29 protein-coding genes are annotated in these 17435 nt (G+C 54.2%); 26 read left to right on the top strand and 3 right to left on the bottom strand.

Annotated features, from left to right (window positions below; translation table 11 throughout):
* Window position 1: 1 nt before the first annotated feature.
* From rpsC to dsbD, 26 genes are all read left to right on the top strand, one after another.
* Window positions 2-787, top strand: coding sequence for a 30S ribosomal protein S3 (gene rpsC, locus ACEQU8_RS07940; protein WP_370262775.1), 786 nt, complete (start codon window positions 2-4; stop codon window positions 785-787).
* Between the two features lie 13 nt (window positions 788-800).
* Entirely contained in the window at window positions 801-1217 is a 417-nt protein-coding gene (gene rplP, locus ACEQU8_RS07945) for a 50S ribosomal protein L16 (RefSeq protein ID WP_370262777.1), read from the top strand.
* Between the two features lie 2 nt (window positions 1218-1219).
* Entirely contained in the window at window positions 1220-1414 is a 195-nt protein-coding gene (gene rpmC / locus ACEQU8_RS07950) for a 50S ribosomal protein L29 (RefSeq protein WP_370262779.1), read from the top strand.
* The gene (gene rpsQ, locus ACEQU8_RS07955; RefSeq protein WP_370262781.1) at window positions 1411-1683 is read left to right on the top strand and encodes a 30S ribosomal protein S17; all 273 of its coding nucleotides are present in this window, start codon (window positions 1411-1413) and stop codon (window positions 1681-1683) included. The genes rpmC and rpsQ overlap by 4 nt, the downstream gene beginning before the upstream one ends.
* A 106-nt stretch (window positions 1684-1789) precedes the next feature.
* Window positions 1790-2158 (top strand): 50S ribosomal protein L14, encoded by a 369-nt coding sequence (rplN, locus tag ACEQU8_RS07960; protein WP_159569029.1) that lies wholly within the window; start codon window positions 1790-1792, stop codon window positions 2156-2158.
* A gap of 7 nt (window positions 2159-2165) precedes the next feature.
* On the top strand, window positions 2166-2480 hold the full coding sequence (gene rplX / locus ACEQU8_RS07965) for a 50S ribosomal protein L24 (RefSeq protein ID WP_370262783.1): 315 nt from the start codon (window positions 2166-2168) through the stop codon (window positions 2478-2480).
* 10 nt (window positions 2481-2490) lie between these two features.
* Window positions 2491-3030 (top strand): 50S ribosomal protein L5, encoded by a 540-nt coding sequence (rplE, locus tag ACEQU8_RS07970; RefSeq protein WP_370262785.1) that lies wholly within the window; start codon window positions 2491-2493, stop codon window positions 3028-3030.
* A gap of 8 nt (window positions 3031-3038) precedes the next feature.
* Window positions 3039-3344, top strand: coding sequence for a 30S ribosomal protein S14 (rpsN, locus tag ACEQU8_RS07975; protein WP_370262787.1), 306 nt, complete (start codon window positions 3039-3041; stop codon window positions 3342-3344).
* A 12-nt stretch (window positions 3345-3356) separates the two neighbouring features.
* Window positions 3357-3752 (top strand): 30S ribosomal protein S8, encoded by a 396-nt coding sequence (gene rpsH, locus ACEQU8_RS07980; protein ID WP_370262789.1) that lies wholly within the window; start codon window positions 3357-3359, stop codon window positions 3750-3752.
* A gap of 11 nt (window positions 3753-3763) precedes the next feature.
* Complete coding sequence (gene rplF, locus ACEQU8_RS07985) at window positions 3764-4297, top strand: 50S ribosomal protein L6 (protein WP_370262791.1); 534 nt, start codon at window positions 3764-3766, stop codon at window positions 4295-4297.
* A gap of 18 nt (window positions 4298-4315) precedes the next feature.
* Window positions 4316-4678, top strand: coding sequence for a 50S ribosomal protein L18 (gene rplR / locus ACEQU8_RS07990; protein ID WP_370262792.1), 363 nt, complete (start codon window positions 4316-4318; stop codon window positions 4676-4678).
* A 9-nt stretch (window positions 4679-4687) separates the two neighbouring features.
* On the top strand, window positions 4688-5212 hold the full coding sequence (gene rpsE / locus ACEQU8_RS07995) for a 30S ribosomal protein S5 (protein WP_370262794.1): 525 nt from the start codon (window positions 4688-4690) through the stop codon (window positions 5210-5212).
* 2 nt (window positions 5213-5214) lie between these two features.
* Window positions 5215-5397 carry a 50S ribosomal protein L30 gene (gene rpmD, locus ACEQU8_RS08000; RefSeq protein WP_370262796.1) on the top strand — a complete coding sequence of 61 codons (183 nt, stop codon included), beginning with the start codon at window positions 5215-5217 and terminating at the stop codon, window positions 5395-5397.
* On the top strand, window positions 5397-5831 hold the full coding sequence (gene rplO / locus ACEQU8_RS08005; RefSeq protein WP_370262798.1) for a 50S ribosomal protein L15: 435 nt from the start codon (window positions 5397-5399) through the stop codon (window positions 5829-5831). Before rpmD ends, rplO begins: the two co-directional genes overlap by 1 nt.
* 13 nt (window positions 5832-5844) lie before the next feature.
* Entirely contained in the window at window positions 5845-7173 is a 1329-nt protein-coding gene (gene secY, locus ACEQU8_RS08010; RefSeq protein WP_370262799.1) for a preprotein translocase subunit SecY, read from the top strand.
* 3 nt (window positions 7174-7176) lie between these two features.
* Window positions 7177-7395, top strand: coding sequence for a translation initiation factor IF-1 (gene infA / locus ACEQU8_RS08015; RefSeq protein ID WP_008249415.1), 219 nt, complete (start codon window positions 7177-7179; stop codon window positions 7393-7395).
* 23 nt (window positions 7396-7418) lie between these two features.
* Window positions 7419-7532 (top strand): 50S ribosomal protein L36, encoded by a 114-nt coding sequence (rpmJ, locus tag ACEQU8_RS08020; RefSeq protein ID WP_370262801.1) that lies wholly within the window; start codon window positions 7419-7421, stop codon window positions 7530-7532.
* Window positions 7533-7547: 15 nt separating this feature from the next.
* Complete coding sequence (gene rpsM, locus ACEQU8_RS08025) at window positions 7548-7913, top strand: 30S ribosomal protein S13 (protein WP_370262803.1); 366 nt, start codon at window positions 7548-7550, stop codon at window positions 7911-7913.
* Window positions 7914-7939: 26 nt separating this feature from the next.
* Entirely contained in the window at window positions 7940-8335 is a 396-nt protein-coding gene (rpsK, locus tag ACEQU8_RS08030; protein WP_370262805.1) for a 30S ribosomal protein S11, read from the top strand.
* 75 nt (window positions 8336-8410) lie between these two features.
* Window positions 8411-9034, top strand: coding sequence for a 30S ribosomal protein S4 (rpsD, locus tag ACEQU8_RS08035; protein WP_370262806.1), 624 nt, complete (start codon window positions 8411-8413; stop codon window positions 9032-9034).
* 64 nt (window positions 9035-9098) lie between these two features.
* On the top strand, window positions 9099-10079 hold the full coding sequence (gene rpoA, locus ACEQU8_RS08040; RefSeq protein WP_370262807.1) for a DNA-directed RNA polymerase subunit alpha: 981 nt from the start codon (window positions 9099-9101) through the stop codon (window positions 10077-10079).
* 33 nt (window positions 10080-10112) lie between these two features.
* Window positions 10113-10511 carry a 50S ribosomal protein L17 gene (gene rplQ, locus ACEQU8_RS08045; RefSeq protein WP_370262808.1) on the top strand — a complete coding sequence of 133 codons (399 nt, stop codon included), beginning with the start codon at window positions 10113-10115 and terminating at the stop codon, window positions 10509-10511.
* Window positions 10512-10659: 148 nt separating this feature from the next.
* On the top strand, window positions 10660-11616 hold the full coding sequence (locus ACEQU8_RS08050; protein WP_370262809.1) for an ATP-binding cassette domain-containing protein: 957 nt from the start codon (window positions 10660-10662) through the stop codon (window positions 11614-11616).
* Window positions 11609-12373: an ABC transporter permease gene (locus tag ACEQU8_RS08055; protein ID WP_370262811.1), complete on the top strand. Its 765-nt coding sequence runs from the start codon at window positions 11609-11611 to the stop codon at window positions 12371-12373. The genes ACEQU8_RS08050 and ACEQU8_RS08055 overlap by 8 nt, the downstream gene beginning before the upstream one ends.
* 6 nt (window positions 12374-12379) lie before the next feature.
* Window positions 12380-12718, top strand: coding sequence for a divalent-cation tolerance protein CutA (gene cutA, locus ACEQU8_RS08060; protein WP_370262813.1), 339 nt, complete (start codon window positions 12380-12382; stop codon window positions 12716-12718).
* Between the two features lie 9 nt (window positions 12719-12727).
* The gene (dsbD, locus tag ACEQU8_RS08065) at window positions 12728-14689 is read left to right on the top strand and encodes a protein-disulfide reductase DsbD (protein WP_370262814.1); all 1962 of its coding nucleotides are present in this window, start codon (window positions 12728-12730) and stop codon (window positions 14687-14689) included.
* Here the strand turns inward: dsbD and ACEQU8_RS08070 are convergent.
* From ACEQU8_RS08070 to yihA, 3 genes are read right to left on the bottom strand one after another with little or no spacing between them, the layout of a single operon-like run.
* Window positions 14686-15726, bottom strand: coding sequence for a magnesium transporter CorA family protein (locus ACEQU8_RS08070; RefSeq protein WP_370262816.1), 1041 nt, complete (start codon window positions 15724-15726; stop codon window positions 14686-14688). The two genes, dsbD and ACEQU8_RS08070, sit on opposite strands and share 4 nt — an antisense overlap.
* A gap of 27 nt (window positions 15727-15753) precedes the next feature.
* The gene (gene hemB, locus ACEQU8_RS08075; protein WP_370262817.1) at window positions 15754-16749 is read right to left on the bottom strand and encodes a porphobilinogen synthase; all 996 of its coding nucleotides are present in this window, start codon (window positions 16747-16749) and stop codon (window positions 15754-15756) included.
* The gene (yihA, locus tag ACEQU8_RS08080) at window positions 16746-17399 is read right to left on the bottom strand and encodes a ribosome biogenesis GTP-binding protein YihA/YsxC (protein WP_370262819.1); all 654 of its coding nucleotides are present in this window, start codon (window positions 17397-17399) and stop codon (window positions 16746-16748) included. The genes hemB and yihA overlap by 4 nt, the downstream gene beginning before the upstream one ends.
* Window positions 17400-17435: the final 36 nt, after the last annotated feature.

Raw genomic sequence — 17435 nt, forward strand, 5'->3', positions numbered from 1 at the left:
CATGGGTCAGAAGATTAACCCTACCGGATTCCGTCTGGCAGTTTCCCGCAATTGGGCCTCTCGTTGGTATGCATCCAATCGCGATTTCTCCAAGATGTTAATTGAGGACATTCAGGTCCGCGATTTTTTGAAGAAGAAGCTGAAGAATGCCTCCGTTGGTCGTGTGCTCATCGAGCGCCCAGCCAAAAATGCCCGTGTCACCATCTACTCGGCTCGTCCTGGTGTGGTAATTGGCAAGAAGGGTGAAGACATCGAGTTGTTGAAGGCTAGCCTTCAAAAGCTGGTGGGTGTGCCTGTGCATGTGAACATCGAAGAAGTTCGCAAGCCAGAGATCGACGCTCAGTTGATCGCAGATGGCATTGCACAGCAGCTTGAGCGCCGAATCATGTTCCGTCGAGCCATGAAGCGCGCAATGCAGAACGCGATGCGCATGGGGGCACAAGGGATCAAGATTATGTCTTCGGGTCGCTTGAACGGCATCGAGATCGCCCGCACAGAGTGGTACCGCGAGGGGCGTGTGCCCCTGCACACCCTGCGTGCCGATATCGATTACGCCACCAGCGAAGCCTCAACCACCTACGGCATCATCGGTATCAAGGTGTGGGTGTATAAGGGTGACAACCTGGGCCGCGGTGAAGTGGCTGCTCCAGCAGAAGTTGAAAAAGAAGAGCGTCGCCCACGTCGTCCTTCCACACGCCCCGCCGGTGCACGCAAGGCTCGTAAGTCTGACGGTGCAAGTGGTTCCAACAAAGAGGAAGCATCCGCTGGATCTTCCTCCGAACAGTAATTAGGAGCGCATGATGTTACAGCCATCACCTCGCAAATACAGAAAAGAGCACAAAGGCCGCAACACCGGCTTGGCCACTCGTGGTGCAAGCGTGTCGTTCGGTGTGTATGGGTTGAAGTCGACAGGTCGTGGTCGTTTGACTGCGCGTCAAATTGAATCCGCACGTCGCGCCATGGTCCGTCACATCAAGCGTGGCGGCAAGATCTGGATTCGCGTATTTCCGGACAAACCAATCACCAACAAGCCTGCTGAAGTCCGTATGGGTAACGGTAAGGGTAACGTGGAGTACTACGTGGCTGAAATTCAGCCAGGCAAGGTGCTTTACGAGATGGATGGTGTAAGCGAAGAGCTGGCACGTGAGGCTTTCCGCCTCGCAGCTGCCAAGTTGCCTCTTCCGTGTGTGTTCGTAACGCGCCAAATTGGGGGTTAACAATGAAAGCTTCTGAATTGCGCGGAAAGAGCGCAGCAGATTTAACAAAAGAATTGGAAGAGTTGCTGCGTGCGCAGTTTTCCTTGCGCATGCAGGCTGCCACCCAGCAATTGAGTAACAGTTCTCAGTTGGCCAAAGTCCGCAAAGACATCGCCCGCGTGAAAACTGTGATGACAGAATTGAAGAGGTCCGCATGAGCACCGAGGCGAAAGTAAGTTTGAAGCGCACCCTGGTTGGACGCGTTGTGAGCGACAAAATGACCAAGTCGGTGGTTGTTGCGGTTGAAAACCGCATCAAGCACCCGATTTACGGCAAATACATTGTGAAAACCCACAAGTACACCGCTCATGACGAAAGCAATGAAGTGGGTGAGGGCGATCTGGTTGAAATCAGCGAAGGCCGGCCAATTTCCAAGACGAAGTCTTGGAGTGTTACAAAAGTGTTGGAGAAAGCAAAAATCATCTGATTTTGCTTGATCAAGTGGTACAAGCCTGCTAATATAGCAGGCTATCTTTTCAACCCATGCGGGACCAAAACTGGTTACTCAGGTAATTAAGTTGGTTTGACAATCCATGATACAAATGCAATCACGGCTCGATGTGGCCGATAACACGGGTGCGCGTTCAGTAATGTGCATCAAGGTTCTTGGTGGGTCCAAGCGCCGCTACGCCGGCATTGGCGACATCATCAAGGTGTCAATTAAAGATGCGGCTCCGCGCGGCCGTGTCAAAAAGGGTGAGATTTATAACGCCGTGGTTGTTCGTACAGCCAAGGGCGTGCGTCGCCCCGATGGTGCTTTGATCAAGTTTGATGGCAATGCAGCAGTTTTGTTGAATGCCAAGCTTGAGCCGATCGGTACCCGTATTTTTGGGCCTGTTACACGCGAACTTCGTAACGAAAAGTTTATGAAGATTGTGTCGTTGGCACCAGAAGTTCTGTGAGGTCAATATGAACAAAATTCGCAAAGGCGATGAAGTCCTGGTGCTCAACGGCAAATTCAAGGGCAAAAAAGGTGTGGTGCTTTCTCGCGTGAACGACGAATACCTGTTGGTTGAAGGCGTAAACGTGGTTAAAAAGCATCAAAAGCCCAATCCCATGAAGGGCGAGGTTGGTGGTGTGGTCGATAAAACCATGCCCATTCACCAGTCCAATGTCAGCTTGTTTGACAAAGAGACCGGTAAGCCATCTCGCGTGGCCATCAAGGAAGTGGATGGCAAATCCGTGCGCGTGCTGGTGAAGACCGGCGCGCAGTTGGCAAACTAAGGGGGCCGTCGTGTCACGTTTTCAAGAATTTTATAAGTCTGAGGTGGTTGGTCAGTTGACCAAGCAGTTCGGTTACAAGTCGGTCATGGAAGTGCCTCGCATCACCAAAATCACTCTGAACATGGGTGTGGGTGAGGCAGTGAATGACAAAAAAATTATCGAGAACGCCGTTGGCGACCTCACCAAGATTGCTGGTCAAAAGCCGGTGGTAACACGCGCTAAAAAAGCCATTGCTGGTTTCAAAATCCGTGAGGGTTATCCGGTTGGTTGTATGGTTACGCTGCGCGGCGAGCGGATGTATGAATTTCTGGACCGTTTGGTGACCATTGCTTTCCCGCGCGTTCGGGATTTTCGCGGTGTTTCCGGCAAGTCCTTTGATGGCCGTGGTAACTACAACATCGGCATTAAAGAACAAATCATCTTCCCTGAAATCGAATACGACAAGATCGACACCCTGCGTGGTTTGAACATCAGCGTAACGACAACAGCGAAGACCAACGAGGAAGCGAAAGCGCTGTTGTCTGCTTTCAAATTCCCCTTCCGTAACTGAGGTGCAACGTGGCAAAACTAGCTTTGATTAACCGTGAGAAAAAGCGCGCAAGCCTGGTGAAGAAGTATGCCGCCAAGCGTGAGGCCCTCAACAAAATCGTGAAGGATCAGTCTGTGAGCGAAGCCGAGCGTTACGAAGCTCGCTTGAAGTTGCAGGCTCTGCCTCGTAACGCCAACCCAACCCGCATGCGTAATCGCTGTGAGTTGACAGGCCGTCCCCGTGGCACATTCCGTCTGTTTGGTCTGGCCCGTAACAAGATCCGTGAAATTGCCATGCGTGGTGAGATTCCTGGAATCACTAAGGCAAGCTGGTAAGGGGTTCGTAGAATGAGTATGAGTGATCCAATCGCCGATATGTTGACACGCATCCGCAATGCGCAGGGTGTCGACAAGGTTTCGGTTGAAATGCCTTCTTCGAAGGTGAAGGTTGCTATTGCGCAGGTGCTGAAGGATGAAGGCTACATCGAGAGCTTCTCGATTGTGGGTGAAACTGCGAAGCCTGTGTTGAGCATCGAATTGAAGTATTACGCTGGCAAGCCTGTGATTGAAAAAATCGAGCGCGTTTCAAAGCCTGGACTTCGTATTTACAAAGGTAAAAACGAGATTCCTCAGGTGATGAACGGTTTGGGCGTGGCCATTGTTTCAACATCCAAAGGCGTGATGACTGACCGCAAAGCCCGCTCCAGCGGCATTGGCGGTGAAGTGATCTGCTACGTGGCATAAGGGGCGAAGACATGTCTAGAGTAGGTAAGGCTCCCATTAAAGTGCCCGCTGGTGTTCAGGTTACGGTGACCGGCCAGCAAGTGGCTGTTAAAGGTTCCAGCGCCGAATTGAAGTTGAGCGTTAATTCCTTGGTTAAGCCCAAGTTTGAAGACGGCGTGTTGTCGGTTCAGCCTGTCAATGATTCGACCGATGCGAATGCGCAAAGCGGAACTGCCCGTGCACTATTGGCCAACATGGTCCAAGGTGTGAGCAAGGGCTTCGAGCGCAAGCTTCAGTTGGTTGGTGTGGGTTACAAAGCGGCCGTACAGGGCGACTCCCTCAACCTCGCCTTGGGCTTTTCTCACCCTGTGATCCACAAGCTTCCTGCTGGTGTGAAGGCTGAAACGCCGACGCCGACCGAGATTATTGTGAAGGGTGCCGACAAACAAGTGGTTGGTCAGACCGCTGCGGAAATCCGTGCTTACCGTCCGCCCGAGCCATACAAGGGCAAGGGTGTGCGTTACGCCGATGAGCGTGTGGTTATCAAAGAGACCAAGAAGAAATAAGGCGCCAAGAGGTAAATCATGGAAACTAAAAGAGAAGCACGTCTGCGTCGTGCAAAGCAAACAAGACGTCGCATCGCGCTTGCCCGCGCGACACGTCTGTGTGTGTTCCGTACCAACAGCCACATTTACGCTGCGGTTCATTCTGCTGATGGTTCGCAAGTTTTGGCTGCTGCCTCAACTGCTGACAAAGAGTTGCGCGCAAGCCTTGCAGGTAAGTCTGGGTCCAACAAAGCGGCCGCCGCTTTGGTGGGCGCAGAAATTGCGAAGCGTGCCTTGGCTGCCGGCATCACAGAAGTGGCATTTGACCGGTCTGGTTTTGCATACCACGGCCGCGTAAAAGAACTCGCTGACGCGGCCCGTGAAGCCGGTCTGAAATTCTAAGGAGTGATCATGGCAAGAATGCAAGGTAAGAATGCTGCACCTGAAGCGCGTGATGACGGCCTGAAGGAAAAGATGATTGCGGTAAACCGCGTAACCAAAGTGGTTAAGGGCGGTCGTATTCTGGGTTTTGCTGCCCTCACCGTGGTTGGTGATGGCGACGGTCGTGTCGGTATGGGCAAGGGTAAATCCCGTGAAGTGCCGGTGGCTGTTCAAAAGGCCATGGAGCAAGCCCGTCGTCAAATGGAACAGGTTTCTTTGCGGGATGGCACCATCCATCACACCGTTTTCGGTCGCCATGGTGCGTCGAAGGTGTTTTTGGCGCCAGCTCAGGAAGGTACCGGTATTATCGCAGGCGGCCCAATGCGTGCTGTTCTGGAAGTGGTGGGCGTTCGCAACATTGTGGCCAAGAGCCACGGTTCGTCCAATCCCTACAACTTGGTACGCGCCACATTGGATGCGTTGACCAAGCTGCAAACACCCGCTGAAATTGCTGCCAAGCGTGGCCTGTCAGTGGAAAAGCTTTTTGAGGCTTGATCATGAGCGGACAAGTAAAAGTAACACTGGTGAAAAGCATCATCGGCACCAAAGAATCACACCGCGCCACCGTGCGAGGTCTGGGTCTTCGTCGATTGAACCACACACGCGTGTTGGTGGATACACCCGAGGTGCGTGGAATGATTAACAAGGTTTCGTACCTGCTCAAAGTTGAGGCTGCATAATGGAACTCAATACAATTGCGCCAGCCCCAGGTAGTAAGTTTCCCAAGAAGCGCGTCGGTCGCGGCATCGGTTCTGGTTGGGGAAAAACTGCTGGTCGTGGTCACAAGGGTCAAAAGTCTCGCAGTGGTGGTTTCCACAAAGTGGGATTTGAAGGTGGCCAGATGCCAATGCATCGTCGTCTTCCGAAGCGTGGTTTTACCTCCCGCACAGCTCCTTTTAGCGCTCAGATTCGCCTAAGCGATCTTCAAGCGTTGGCTGTTGACACCGTGGACATTCTGACCCTGAAGCAGGCGGGTGTTGTTCCCGCTGGTACGCAGCAGGTCAAAGTTATTCTCGCTGGTGAAATCAAGCGCGCTGTTGTCCTAAATGGCATTAAGGCCACCAAGGGTGCAGCTGAGGCAATCGCCGCTGCTGGCGGCTCGATCAATGCTTAAGTGAGTGTAGAGCGTGGCATTTAACCCATCGACCCTGGCTTCTTCCAACAAATTCACCGACCTTCGCAAACGTCTGGTGTTTCTGTTGTTGGCCTTGATCGTGTATCGAATCGGTGCCCACATTCCCGTGCCAGGCATTGATCCGGTCCAGCTCAAGCAGCTCTTTGATTCGCAACAGGGCGGCATTCTTGGCATGTTTAACATGTTCTCGGGTGGTGCTCTGTCACGTTTCACGGTGTTTGCCTTGGGAATCATGCCTTACATTTCTGCATCCATCGTGATGCAGCTTGCTAGCGTGGTTGTGCCCCAGCTGGAGGCGTTGAAGAAGGAAGGCGAGGCAGGTCGGAGAAAGATCACCCAATACACCCGTTACGGCACATTTTTCCTGGCTACCTTTCAGGCGATCGGTATTTCGATCGCGCTGGAGTCACAGCAAGGCTTGGTGATTGACCCAGGCCTGGCATTCCGTTTCACAACGGCTGTTTCTCTGGTCACGGGTACCATGTTTTTGATGTGGTTGGGCGAGCAAATCACCGAGCGTGGTCTTGGTAACGGCATCTCGATCCTCATCTTTGCTGGCATTGCCGCTGGGTTGCCCGGTGCGATCGGTGGTTTGTTTGAGCTGGTTCGGACCGGTGCCATGAGTGCGCTCATTGCTGTGATGATCTGTGTTTTGGCTGTGGCTGTAACCTACCTGGTTGTGTTTGTTGAGCGTGGCCAGCGCAAGATTACGGTGAATTATGCCAAGCGGCAGGTCGGTAACCGCGTGTATGCTGGTCAAACATCGCATTTGCCCCTGAAGCTGAACATGGCAGGTGTTATTCCTCCCATTTTTGCTTCGAGCATCATCTTGTTGCCAGCCACGTTGACCAGTTGGTTTGGCTCGGGTGATGGTGCTGTGGTCGGATTTCTGAGAGAAGTGTCTCAGACTCTTTCTCCGGGGCATCCGCTGTACATGTTGTTGTATGCGGCGGCAATTGTGTTTTTCTGTTTTTTCTACACAGCTTTGGTGTTCAACAGCCGAGAAACTGCAGACAATCTCAAGAAGAGTGGGGCTTTTCTGCCTGGAATCCGCCCCGGCGAGCAGACTTCGCGTTACATCGACAAGGTGCTCACTCGCTTGACGCTCATCGGTGCTGCATACATCACGCTTGTGTGTTTATTGCCTGAATTCCTGGTCTTGGGTTTGAGTGTGCCCTTTTATTTCGGTGGCACGTCTTTATTGATTATTGTTGTGGTTGCCATGGATTTTATGGCGCAGGTGCAGGCCTACGTCATGTCCCAGCAGTACGACAGCCTCTTGAAGAAGTCAAGCTTCAAGGGTTCCGGTTTAACGAGGTAGTGATTGTCTAAAGACGACGTTATCCAGATGCAGGGTGAGGTTGTGGAAAACCTGCCCAACGCCACTTTCCGGGTGAAATTGGAAAATGGTCACGTGGTGCTTGGTCATATCTCTGGAAAGATGCGCATGAACTACATCCGTATTCTTCCCGGGGACAAAGTAACGGTTGAATTAACGCCCTACGATTTGTCCAGAGCACGAATTGTTTTTCGAGCCAAATAAGTTGGTTCTTTTTGGAGTTCGCCATGAAAGTTCAGGCTTCAGTAAAAAAGATTTGTAGAAAGTGCAAAGTGATCAAGCGCAACGGCGTGGTACGCGTCATTTGTTCAGATGCGCGTCACAAGCAGCGTCAAGGTTAATAAAAGGGGATTTCAATGGCTCGTATTGCCGGCATTAACATTCCAAGCCATCAGCACACCGTCATTGGTTTGACGGCCATCTACGGCATTGGTCGCTCCACAGCCAAAAAGATCTGCGCTGTAACATCCATCGCCGAAAACAAGAAGGTGAAGGATCTGGACGACACCGATCTGGAAAAGCTGCGTGATGAAGTGGCGAAGTATTTGACTGAAGGCGATTTGCGCCGTGAAGTTACCATGAACATCAAGCGTTTGATGGACCTTGGCTGCTACCGTGGCTTCCGTCATCGCAAGGGCTTGCCTGTTCGTGGTCAGCGTACCCGCACAAATGCTCGCACTCGCAAGGGTCCAAAGCGTGCCGGTATCGCACTGAAGAAATAATCAGGACATCATAGGAAGGTAGCCAAATGGCCAAAGCTCAAGCGAATAACCGTGGTCGCAAAAAAGTCAAAAAGAATATTTCTGACGGTATTGCGCACGTACACGCCTCGTTCAACAACACCATCATCACCATCACTGACCGTCAGGGCAACGCCTTGGCTTGGTCTACATCGGGTGCACAGGGTTTCAAGGGCTCTCGCAAGTCCACCCCCTTTGCTGCTCAGGTGGCGGCTGAAGTGGCTGGTAAGGCTGCTCAGGAATGTGGCATTAAAACTGTTGAAGTGCTCATCAAGGGACCTGGCCCAGGCCGTGAGTCCAGCGTTCGTGCACTGAACGCCCTCGGAATCAAGGTGACCAGTATTTCTGACATCACCCCAATTCCACACAACGGATGTCGTCCTCCCAAGCGTCGTCGCATCTAATTTTTTTAAGACCATTGTTCGTCGTTTTTGCGGCGGACTGAAGCGGTTTAACCCGCGTAATGAAAGAGGTTTCAAGTGGCTAGATATACAGGTCCAAAGTGTAAGCTTTCTCGCCGTGAAGGCACAGATCTCGGTCTGAAGAGCACACGTCGCAGTCTCGATTCCAAGTGCAAACTGGATTCAAAACCCGGCCAGCATGGCCGCACTTCTGGCGCACGCACGTCTGACTACGGTCAGCAGTTGCGCGAAAAACAGAAAGTGAAGCGCATGTACGGTGTGCTTGAAAAGCAATTCCGCCGTTATTTTGCTGAAGCGTCTCGTCGCAAGGGCAACACTGGTGAGACCCTGTTGCAATTGCTGGAGTCCCGCCTGGATAACGTGGTGTATCGCATGGGTTTTGGTGCCACACGCGCTGAAGCTCGTCAGCTGGTTAGCCACAAGGCAATTTTGGTCAACGGCAAGGCAGTGAATATTCCTTCCTACGCCGTGAAAGTGAACGATGTGATTTCCGTTCGCGAAAAGTCCAAGACACAAGCCCGTATTCTGGAAGCGGTTGGTTTGGCCGAGCAAAATGGTTTCCCCCTGTGGGTGTCTGTCGATGCCAAAAAACTGGAAGGTTCGCTCAAGAGCGTGCCAGACCGTGCAGACCTTTCCCAAGAGATCAACGAAAGCTTGATCGTGGAATTGTACTCACGCTGATTTTGTTCCACCAATCCACAGCCTTATCGGTGTAACGAGCCGAGGGTATTGAAAAGGATGTTGAATGTTTAATGCCAGTTTGTTGAAACCCCGCATTGTTGAAGTTGAAACAATCGGTCCCCACAGTGCAAAAGTGGTGATGGAGCCCTTCGAGCGTGGCTACGGCCACACCCTGGGCAATGCCTTGCGCCGCGTGTTGTTGTCCTCAATGATTGGTTACGCACCCACTGAGGTGTCCATAGCCGGTGTGGTGCATGAATACTCCACCCTCGATGGCGTTCAGGAAGACGTGGTTGATCTGTTGCTGAACCTCAAGGGGATCGTATTCAAGTTGGAGTCACGCGATGTGGTGACCGTCACCTTGAAGCGCGAGGTGGAAGGTGTTGTCACGGCCGGTGACATCGAGCTGCCGCACGACGTTGAGATCATCAACCCCGACCACGTGATTGCTCATTTGTCGCAGGGCGGCAAACTTGACATGCAAATCAAGGTGGAAAAAGGCCGTGGCTACGTGCCTGGTTCGGTTCGTCGTTTCCCCGATGAGCCAAGCAAGGCGATTGGTCGCATCGTGTTGGATGCCTCTTTCAGCCCTGTGAAGCGTGTGTCTTACGCCGTAGAAAGCGCCCGTGTTGAGCAGCGTACCGACTTGGACCGTTTGGTGATGTCGATTGAAACCAATGGCGTGTTGTCGCCAGAGGAATCGATTCGTCTGGCGGCCCGCATCTTGGTTGAGCAGCTGTCGGTGTTCGCGGCGTTGGAGAACACCGCTGAGCCCGAAGTGGCTTCGCGTGCGCCTCAGGTTGATCCAATCCTGCTGCGCCCCGTGGACGACTTGGAGTTGACCGTTCGTTCGGCCAACTGCTTGAAGGCAGAAAATATTTATTACATCGGTGATCTGATTCAGCGTACCGAAAATGAGTTGCTCAAGACCCCGAACCTGGGTCGCAAGTCACTCAATGAAATCAAGGAGGTGTTGGCCGCACGCGGTTTGACACTCGGCATGAAACTGGAAAACTGGCCACCCGCTGGTCTCGATAAGCCCTGAGCTTAGCGTTTGTTAGATTGAAGGATAATTAAAATGCGTCACCGTCACGGATTGCGTAAGCTGAATCGCACCAGCAGCCACCGTTTGGCAATGTTCAGAAACATGACCAACGCTTTGTTGCGTCATGAAGTGATCAAGACCACTCTGCCCAAAGCCAAGGAATTGCGCAAAATTGCAGAGCCCATTATCACCTTGGGCAAGACACCTTCCCTGGCCAACAAGCGCTTGGCGTTTGCCCGCCTGCGCGATCGCGACATGGTTGTGAAGTTGTTCGACGAAATCGGACCGCGCTACGCCACTCGTCCCGGTGGTTACATGCGTGTGTTGAAGTTTGGGTTCCGCAAGGGTGACAACGCGCCAATGGCGCTGGTTGAACTGGTCGATCGCCCAGAAACAGCCGAAGCAGTTGAGGTTGCTGAAGAGCAAGCTTAAATTCGGTTTTGCCCACGGTTTGCCCGGGCAAGATCTGCAAAGGACTTGCTCTTTTGCATTCAAACACTCAAGAAAGCCGTGGGAGCTTTGTGCTGCCTCGGCTTTTTTGTATGCTAGAAGGCCATTTGTCAAATAGGCGTCGGTTGTTGTGCGCTCTTTGTTTGCTTCGCCCCAGGCGGCCTCCCAAGATTCATCCGTGCTAACCCTCAAGGGTGTTGCCAAAACTTTCGGAGGGCGCGCTGTTCTGCAGGGCCTTGATTTCATACTCCAGGCCGGGGAGTGTGTGGCCCTGTTGGGGCCCAATGGTGCCGGTAAATCCACCACGATTTCCATTGCCTTGGGTCTTGATCACCCCACCGACGGCCAGGCAAGCCTACTTGGGCATGTGCTGCCTGCAGGTGGGCATTTGGCTCGGGCCAAGGTGGGCGTGGTGCCGCAGTACGACGCCCTAGATCCGGATTTTACGGTTCTTGAGAATCTTCTGGTGTTTGGGCGTTACTTCGGCATTCCGAAGTCCGTATTAGAGCGTCGTGCATCAGAGCTCCTGGAATTTACCTCCCTAGATGGCCGCGCGAAGGATTCCGTCTCTACTTTGTCGGGCGGTATGCGGCGCAGGCTGGTGCTTGCCCGCGCTCTGATTAATCAACCCACCGTTTTGTTTTTGGATGAACCCACCACTGGCCTGGACCCCCAGGCCAAACATGTGATGTGGGACCGTCTGCTGGATTTAAAACGTCAAGGCATGGCCATGCTGCTCACCACCCACTACATGGACGAGGCCCAGCGTTTGGCCGACCGCGTCGCCGTGTTGGACCACGGAAAATTGGTGGATTGCCAGCCACCGCAGGCCTTGATTGATGGGGTGGTTGGGCGCGCGGTGTTGGAGGTGTGGGGCGCTGGGGCCTCTACTTGGTTGTGCAGCCAAGGGGTGTTGGAGAGCATTGATCGGCGAGGAGATACTTTTTATTGCCGTTTGCCAGTGGCAGAGGCGTTGCTTAAAACTTTGCAAGCGCAAGCCGTGCCCGATGTGACCTATCTATATCGGCCTGGCAATTTGGAAGACGTGTATTTTGGATTAACAGGCAAGGCGCTGCGAGATGATTAGATGGCATGCAGTGTTGCAGGTGTGGCGGCGAAATTTGATGGTGTGGCGCAAGTTGGCCGTGGCGTCTTTGTTGGGCAACGTGGTGGATCCAGTAATGGCTTTGATGGCTTTCGGCTTGGGCTTGGGATCCATGTTGCCCAGCATACAGGGCCAGCCTTACCTCAATTACCTTGCGGTGGGCGCATTGTGTATTAGTGCCATGAACGCGCCAACCTTTGAGTCGCTGTACTCGGCTTTCTCGCGGATGCACACACAAAAAACCTGGCATGCCATCATGAATTCTCCGGTTCGCCTCAGGGAAATCGTGGTAGGCGAATGTTTGTGGGCCATGAGCAAAGGCATGATCAGCACTGCTGCGATGATGTTGGTGGTGGCCCTGCTGGGTATTGGGAGCTTTGGGTTTTGGGTTTCAGCCTGGCTGGTGCTGGCGCTGGTGTGCTTGATGTTTGCGGCCTTTGGATTGTGTATGAATGCCAGGGCGCCGAGTTATGATTTTTTTATGTTTTATTTCACGCTGGTGGTGACGCCGATGACTTTTTTGTCGGGGGCGTTTTTTCCGCGGAGCCAGTTGCCGTCCTGGCTTGAGAGGGTGGCAGACCATTTGCCTTTGTCCCTTGCGGTGGATGCTCTGCGGGGCATGTACATGGGGTCTTGGTCGCATTTGCCGGCACTTTTGCTACCGATGATGGTCTACGCAGGAGCGGCGTTAATTTGCGCAATCTGGATGACAGAGCGCCGTTTTAAGCACAAGGATTGAGCAGCCATGCAAGGTAAAGTGCCCACGGAGGTCTGGCTGGCTTACTGCACGTGGCCGGCACGAAATTTGGCAGATCAATTTGCCGCCAATCTGGTGGAACGTGGTTTGGCTGCCTGCGCGGCTGTGAGTGGGCCGATCAGTTCCCATTACTTGTGGCAAGGCCAGGTCGAGCAATCGGAGGAGTGGCTGGTGACCATCAAGTGTTGTTCCTCTCAACGTGAAGCCTTGAAAGCGTATACGCAGGAGTGTCACCCTTATGAGGTGCCTGAGTTGTTGATGGTGGAAGTTGGCGATGGTTTGCCGGAATACCTACAGTGGGTGCGCGACAGCGCGGGCAATGCGTAGGCACACATAATGACATTGGAAATGATGATGCGAGATGGATTAAGGAACCTAATTTTCGCGCTGGCCGCATGGTTGGTGGCAGGGGCGGCCATGGCTCAGGATTTCTTGCCGCCCGAGGAAGCCTTCCAGTTTGAGTTGCAGGTGCAGGACCCCGCATGCAAAGAGAATTGCTTGATGGATGTTCGAGCCAAGGTCGCGCCGGGTTACTACTTGTACCGGGAGCGATTCGGGTTGGAGAACAGCGGTGGCCTGGCTGAGTTGGCCTGGGTGGAGTTGCCCCGAGGGGAGCGAAAATTCGATGAGTTTCTGAACCAGGACATTGAGGCTTTGCGTGGCGAGCTGGCTTTTCAGATTCGTTACAGTTTGGGCAATCAGGCCCCTCACCTGGCCAGTGCGAAGATGATCTCTCAGGGATGTGCCGACGCAGGCCTTTGCTATCCACCCATGACCACGCCCTTGAAATTTGTCGAGGGCGGCACACTGGGCCGCCTGTTGCATGGCACGGGCTTGGGGGCGTTTTTTGAGAGCAAGTCTGCCAATGGCGCAGGCAATTCAAGCGCGCCTGGCATGGTCGAGGGGAGCATTGCTCTGGGAGGGGGGGCTACCGCGGCTCAGACCGGAGTGATTGATGAGGCGGCTGGGCTGGCGGGTCGTTTGAGTGGTCAATCGGCCTGGGTGGTGCTGCCTGTGTTTTTTGGTTTGGGGCTGCTGTTGGCCTTTACGCCTTGCACTTTGCCCATGCTTCCCATTGTCAGCAGTTTGGTTGTGGGGCAGCAGGGGCAAGGCGCCGCAGCCCACAGCAAAGCACGACCCATGGCGCTGGCCCTGGTGTATGTGTTGGGCATGGCGCTGACCTATGCGGTCTTGGGCGTGTTGGCCGGTTTAAGTGGGTCCAGCCTGGTGATGGCCATGCAGCAACCAGGCGTACTCTGGAGTTTTTCCGGGGTGTTGGCGCTGTTGGGTGTGGCCCTTTTGTTGGGCTATTCGCTTCAACTGCCCACTGGAATTCAAACCTGGCTGCAAAATAAAACGGGCCGTTTAAAAGGTGGCCAGTTTGCCCCAGTGCTGGTGATGGGCATGTTGTCGGCCCTGTTGTTGGGGCCCTGCGTAGCTCCGCCACTGGCTGGTGCATTGCTGTACATCGGGCAGACCGGGAATGCTGCAATCGGCGGTGCAGCCTTGTTTTTGCTTGCGCTGGGCATGGGTTTGCCGCTGGTGTTGTTTGCCGCCGGGGCTGGAACGCTGCTGCCCAAGGCTGGAGCCTGGATGCACTGGGTGTCGGCCACCTTTGGGTTTTTGTTGCTGGCTGTGGCCATTTGGATTGCAACGCCTGTGACACCAGTGTGGCTGGTGATGGCTCTGTGGGCGGTGTTGGCCTGTGCAGTGTCGGCCGCGCTGTTTCACGGTGCGAGCCACACCGTCGGCCTGGCTGAGCGTGGGCGGGTGCTTGGCAAGGCCTTGGGGTTGGTGTTTGCGATGTTAGCGGCGGTTTACACTGTGGGCGTATTTTCCGGAAGCGGTAGCCTGCTGCGACCCTTGGCTGGGTTGGCAGGCCAGGGCGTTGTGGTGGGTGCCGTGCAGCCCACGGCCCTCGCGGCCGGTAAAGCGCCATTTGAGCGCATGCCCAGCGCTCAGGTGGCTGGTATGTTGGCCACCAGCGGGCAACCGGTGATGCTTGATTTTTATGCAGACTGGTGTGTGAGCTGTAAAGAGTTCGAGCTGTTTACCTTGACTGACGACTCGGTCAAGAACAAATTGCAGGGCATACGTTTGGTGCAGGTGGATGTGACAGACAACACGCCGGAGGACCAAGCGCTATTGAAACGATACCGCTTGTTTGGCCCGCCTGCGATGCTGTTTTTCCCACCTCGAGCAGACGAGGAGGTGGCCCGTGTGATTGGCTTTGAAAACGCAGCAAAGTTTTCTAGCACCTTGGATACTGTTCGCCCGCGATTGGGTTTGTTGCCCTAGCGCTTGACGGATTGCCTGCCGCGGATCAACACAATAATCAGCGCCGAGATGCCAGCTGAAATCGCCATGAGGCCGACGCTAATCCAAAAGCCCGATGCGTGATGCAGAAAGGGCATGTTCTCGAAGTTCATGCCAAAAAGCCCGGTGATCAGGGTGAGTGGCATAAAAATGGCGGTGAGCATGGTCAGCACCGTCACAATTTCATTCGTTTTGTGCGCTGTGGCCGAAAAATGAAGTTGCACGGCGGCCTCGGTGTTGCTGCCCAAGCGTTGAGTTAGACCAATGATGCGCTCCAGATGCTCCATGGTGTCGCGAAGGTTCACCTGCAGGGCTGGGGAGAGTGAATGCTCTCGTTGCCGGTCGTCCTCAAAGTCAACCAGGGCGTCACGTTGGTCTTGGGCCACCGCTTCAAAACGGTTCAGTTCGTTGCGGGCCGCCAGCAAGGCATTCCAGTCTTCGAAGCGTTTGCGGGGGTTTAGCAGGTCTCGTTGCCAGCGGTCCAGCCGGTCAGAAATATCGGCTCGGGTTTCTAAAAAGCGGTCGACCAGGTTGCTGACAATTTGTACAGCCAGCTCGTCGGGGCAGGCTGGCAGTTTTTTGAAGTTCAGAAACTGTTCAAGGTCTGCCCGTGGGGCTTGGGTGCAACTTGCTGCAAATGCTCTGGCTTTCTCAAAGGTGCGGCTGTCCTTTGAGCGGTAGGTGACCAACAATCGGTCTGCAATCAAAAAATAGCAGGGGCGTGTGCGGATGTTCAGGCGGTTGAAGTCATCAAACAGCGGTTTGCTCGATAGCGATCGAATAATGAGCACACTGTAGCCATCCCCATTGTCAAAGTGGCTGGGGTGAAGCGGGTTGGCCAGGTCTTCAAGGTGCAACTCGTCGATGGGCTTGCCCAGCAGGCGTTCGACAGCTGGTGTCCAGGCCAGACCCTCGTCCAGTTGGGCGTCTACCCAAAGAAACCCTTCATCGGGGAGGGCGTTTGGGGCTTGTTCAAGCTCGCGAATTTCGGTGTTGCTCAGCAGTGTCCACCGGCTCATGGCCCCTCCTGTGTGGCTTGTCGGGTTTTATTGTTTCTTGAGCGCTCGTGCAGCATCCAGTGCAAAGTAGGTCAAAATGCCATCGGCACCCGCGCGTTTAAAGGCCAGTAAGGCTTCCAGCATGACCGCTTCCTCATTGAGCCAACCGTTTTGGGCGGCGGCTTTGATCATGGCGTATTCGCCGCTGACCTGATAGGCGAAGGTGGGTCTGGCATATTCTTGTTTGATGCGCCACAGGATATCGAGGTAAGGCATGCCGGGTTTGACCATGACCATGTCGGCGCCTTCTTCCAGATCGAGCCCCGCCTCCAGCAAGGCTTCATCGGTGTTGGCGGGGTTCATTTGGTAAACCTTTTTGTTGCTTTTGCCAAGGTTGCCACTTGAGCCCACTGCATCCCTGAAAGGACCGTAGAAAGCCGAGGCATATTTGGCCGAGTAAGCCATGATGCTGGTGTGGATGAGGCCGTTGGACTCCAGGGTGTTGCGGATGGCGCCAATTCGGCCATCCATCATGTCGCTGGGGGCCACGATGTCTACCCCAGCTTGCGCTTGAACCAGAGCCTGTTGCTGCAGAACTTCGACGGTTTCATCATTAAGCACATAGCCCGATTCGTCGATGAGGCCGTCTTGCCCATGGGTGGTAAAAGGGTCGAGTGCCACATCGGTGAGTAGCATCAGTTCGGGAAACCGCTGTTTGAGTGCTTGTACCACCGTAGGCACCAGACCCTCGGGGTTGGTGGCTTCATGGCCATTGGCGGTTTTTTTCTGCGCTTCAATGACTGGAAACAAGGCCATGACTGGCACCCCCAGCTTGACGCATTCTTCGGCTTTGTGCAGCAGCAGATCCAGTGACAATCGCTCGACCCCTGGCATGGAAGGCACCGATTGGCGTTGCTCTGAACCCGGCACCACAAACACGGGGTAGATGAGGTCACTGGGGCTTAAGGAAGACTCAGCCACCAGACGGCGCAGCGCCTCGGTTCGGCGGAGACGTCGGGGGCGAGTGGGCAGGTGTTGGCTCATGTTGTTTGACCCTCGGGCGGGTTGTCGGGCAAGGCGGGGCGAATCCACGCTTGCAGTTGGTTTTCAAGCTCGGGTAGGCCGGTTTTTTTAAGGGCTGACCACAGTTGAATGCTGATGTTATGGCCAGTTGCCCTGTGGTTTTCCACCGCTTTGTTGGCGGCTCGCAGAGCAAGCACTTGTTCCTGGCGGTTGAATTTGTCGGACTTGGAAAGCAGGATGTGCACAGGCAGCTTGCGTTTGCTCACCCATTCAATGAGAGCGTGGTCAAGCTCGAGCAGGCCGCGCCGGCTGTCCACAATCAGCACGCAGCCGCGAAGGCTGGGGCGTTCGGCCAGGTAGCCACCGAGTTCTTTGTCCCAGGTGCTTTGGCTGCTTTGGGCCAGTTGGGCAAAGCCGTAACCAGGCAGATCCACCAGGCGCGCGATCGGCTCGCCTTGTTCCAGAACATGGAAGAAGTTTAGCAACTGGGTGCGGCCTGGGGTTTTGCTGGCAAAAGCCAATTGGCGCTGCTTGCACAGGGTGTTGACCGCCGTGGACTTGCCGGCATTGGAGCGCCCGGCGAATACGATTTCGGGCACACTGGCCCCCGGGCATTCGATGAGCCGCGAGGCGGATATTTCGAAATGTGTGTTGTGGAAATTGATTGTCATCGCCACATTTTAGATGCATTGACCCGATTTGCGCGT

This window comes from Limnobacter sp., assembly GCF_964228395.1.
Classification (GTDB): Bacteria; Pseudomonadota; Gammaproteobacteria; order Burkholderiales; family Burkholderiaceae_B; genus Limnobacter.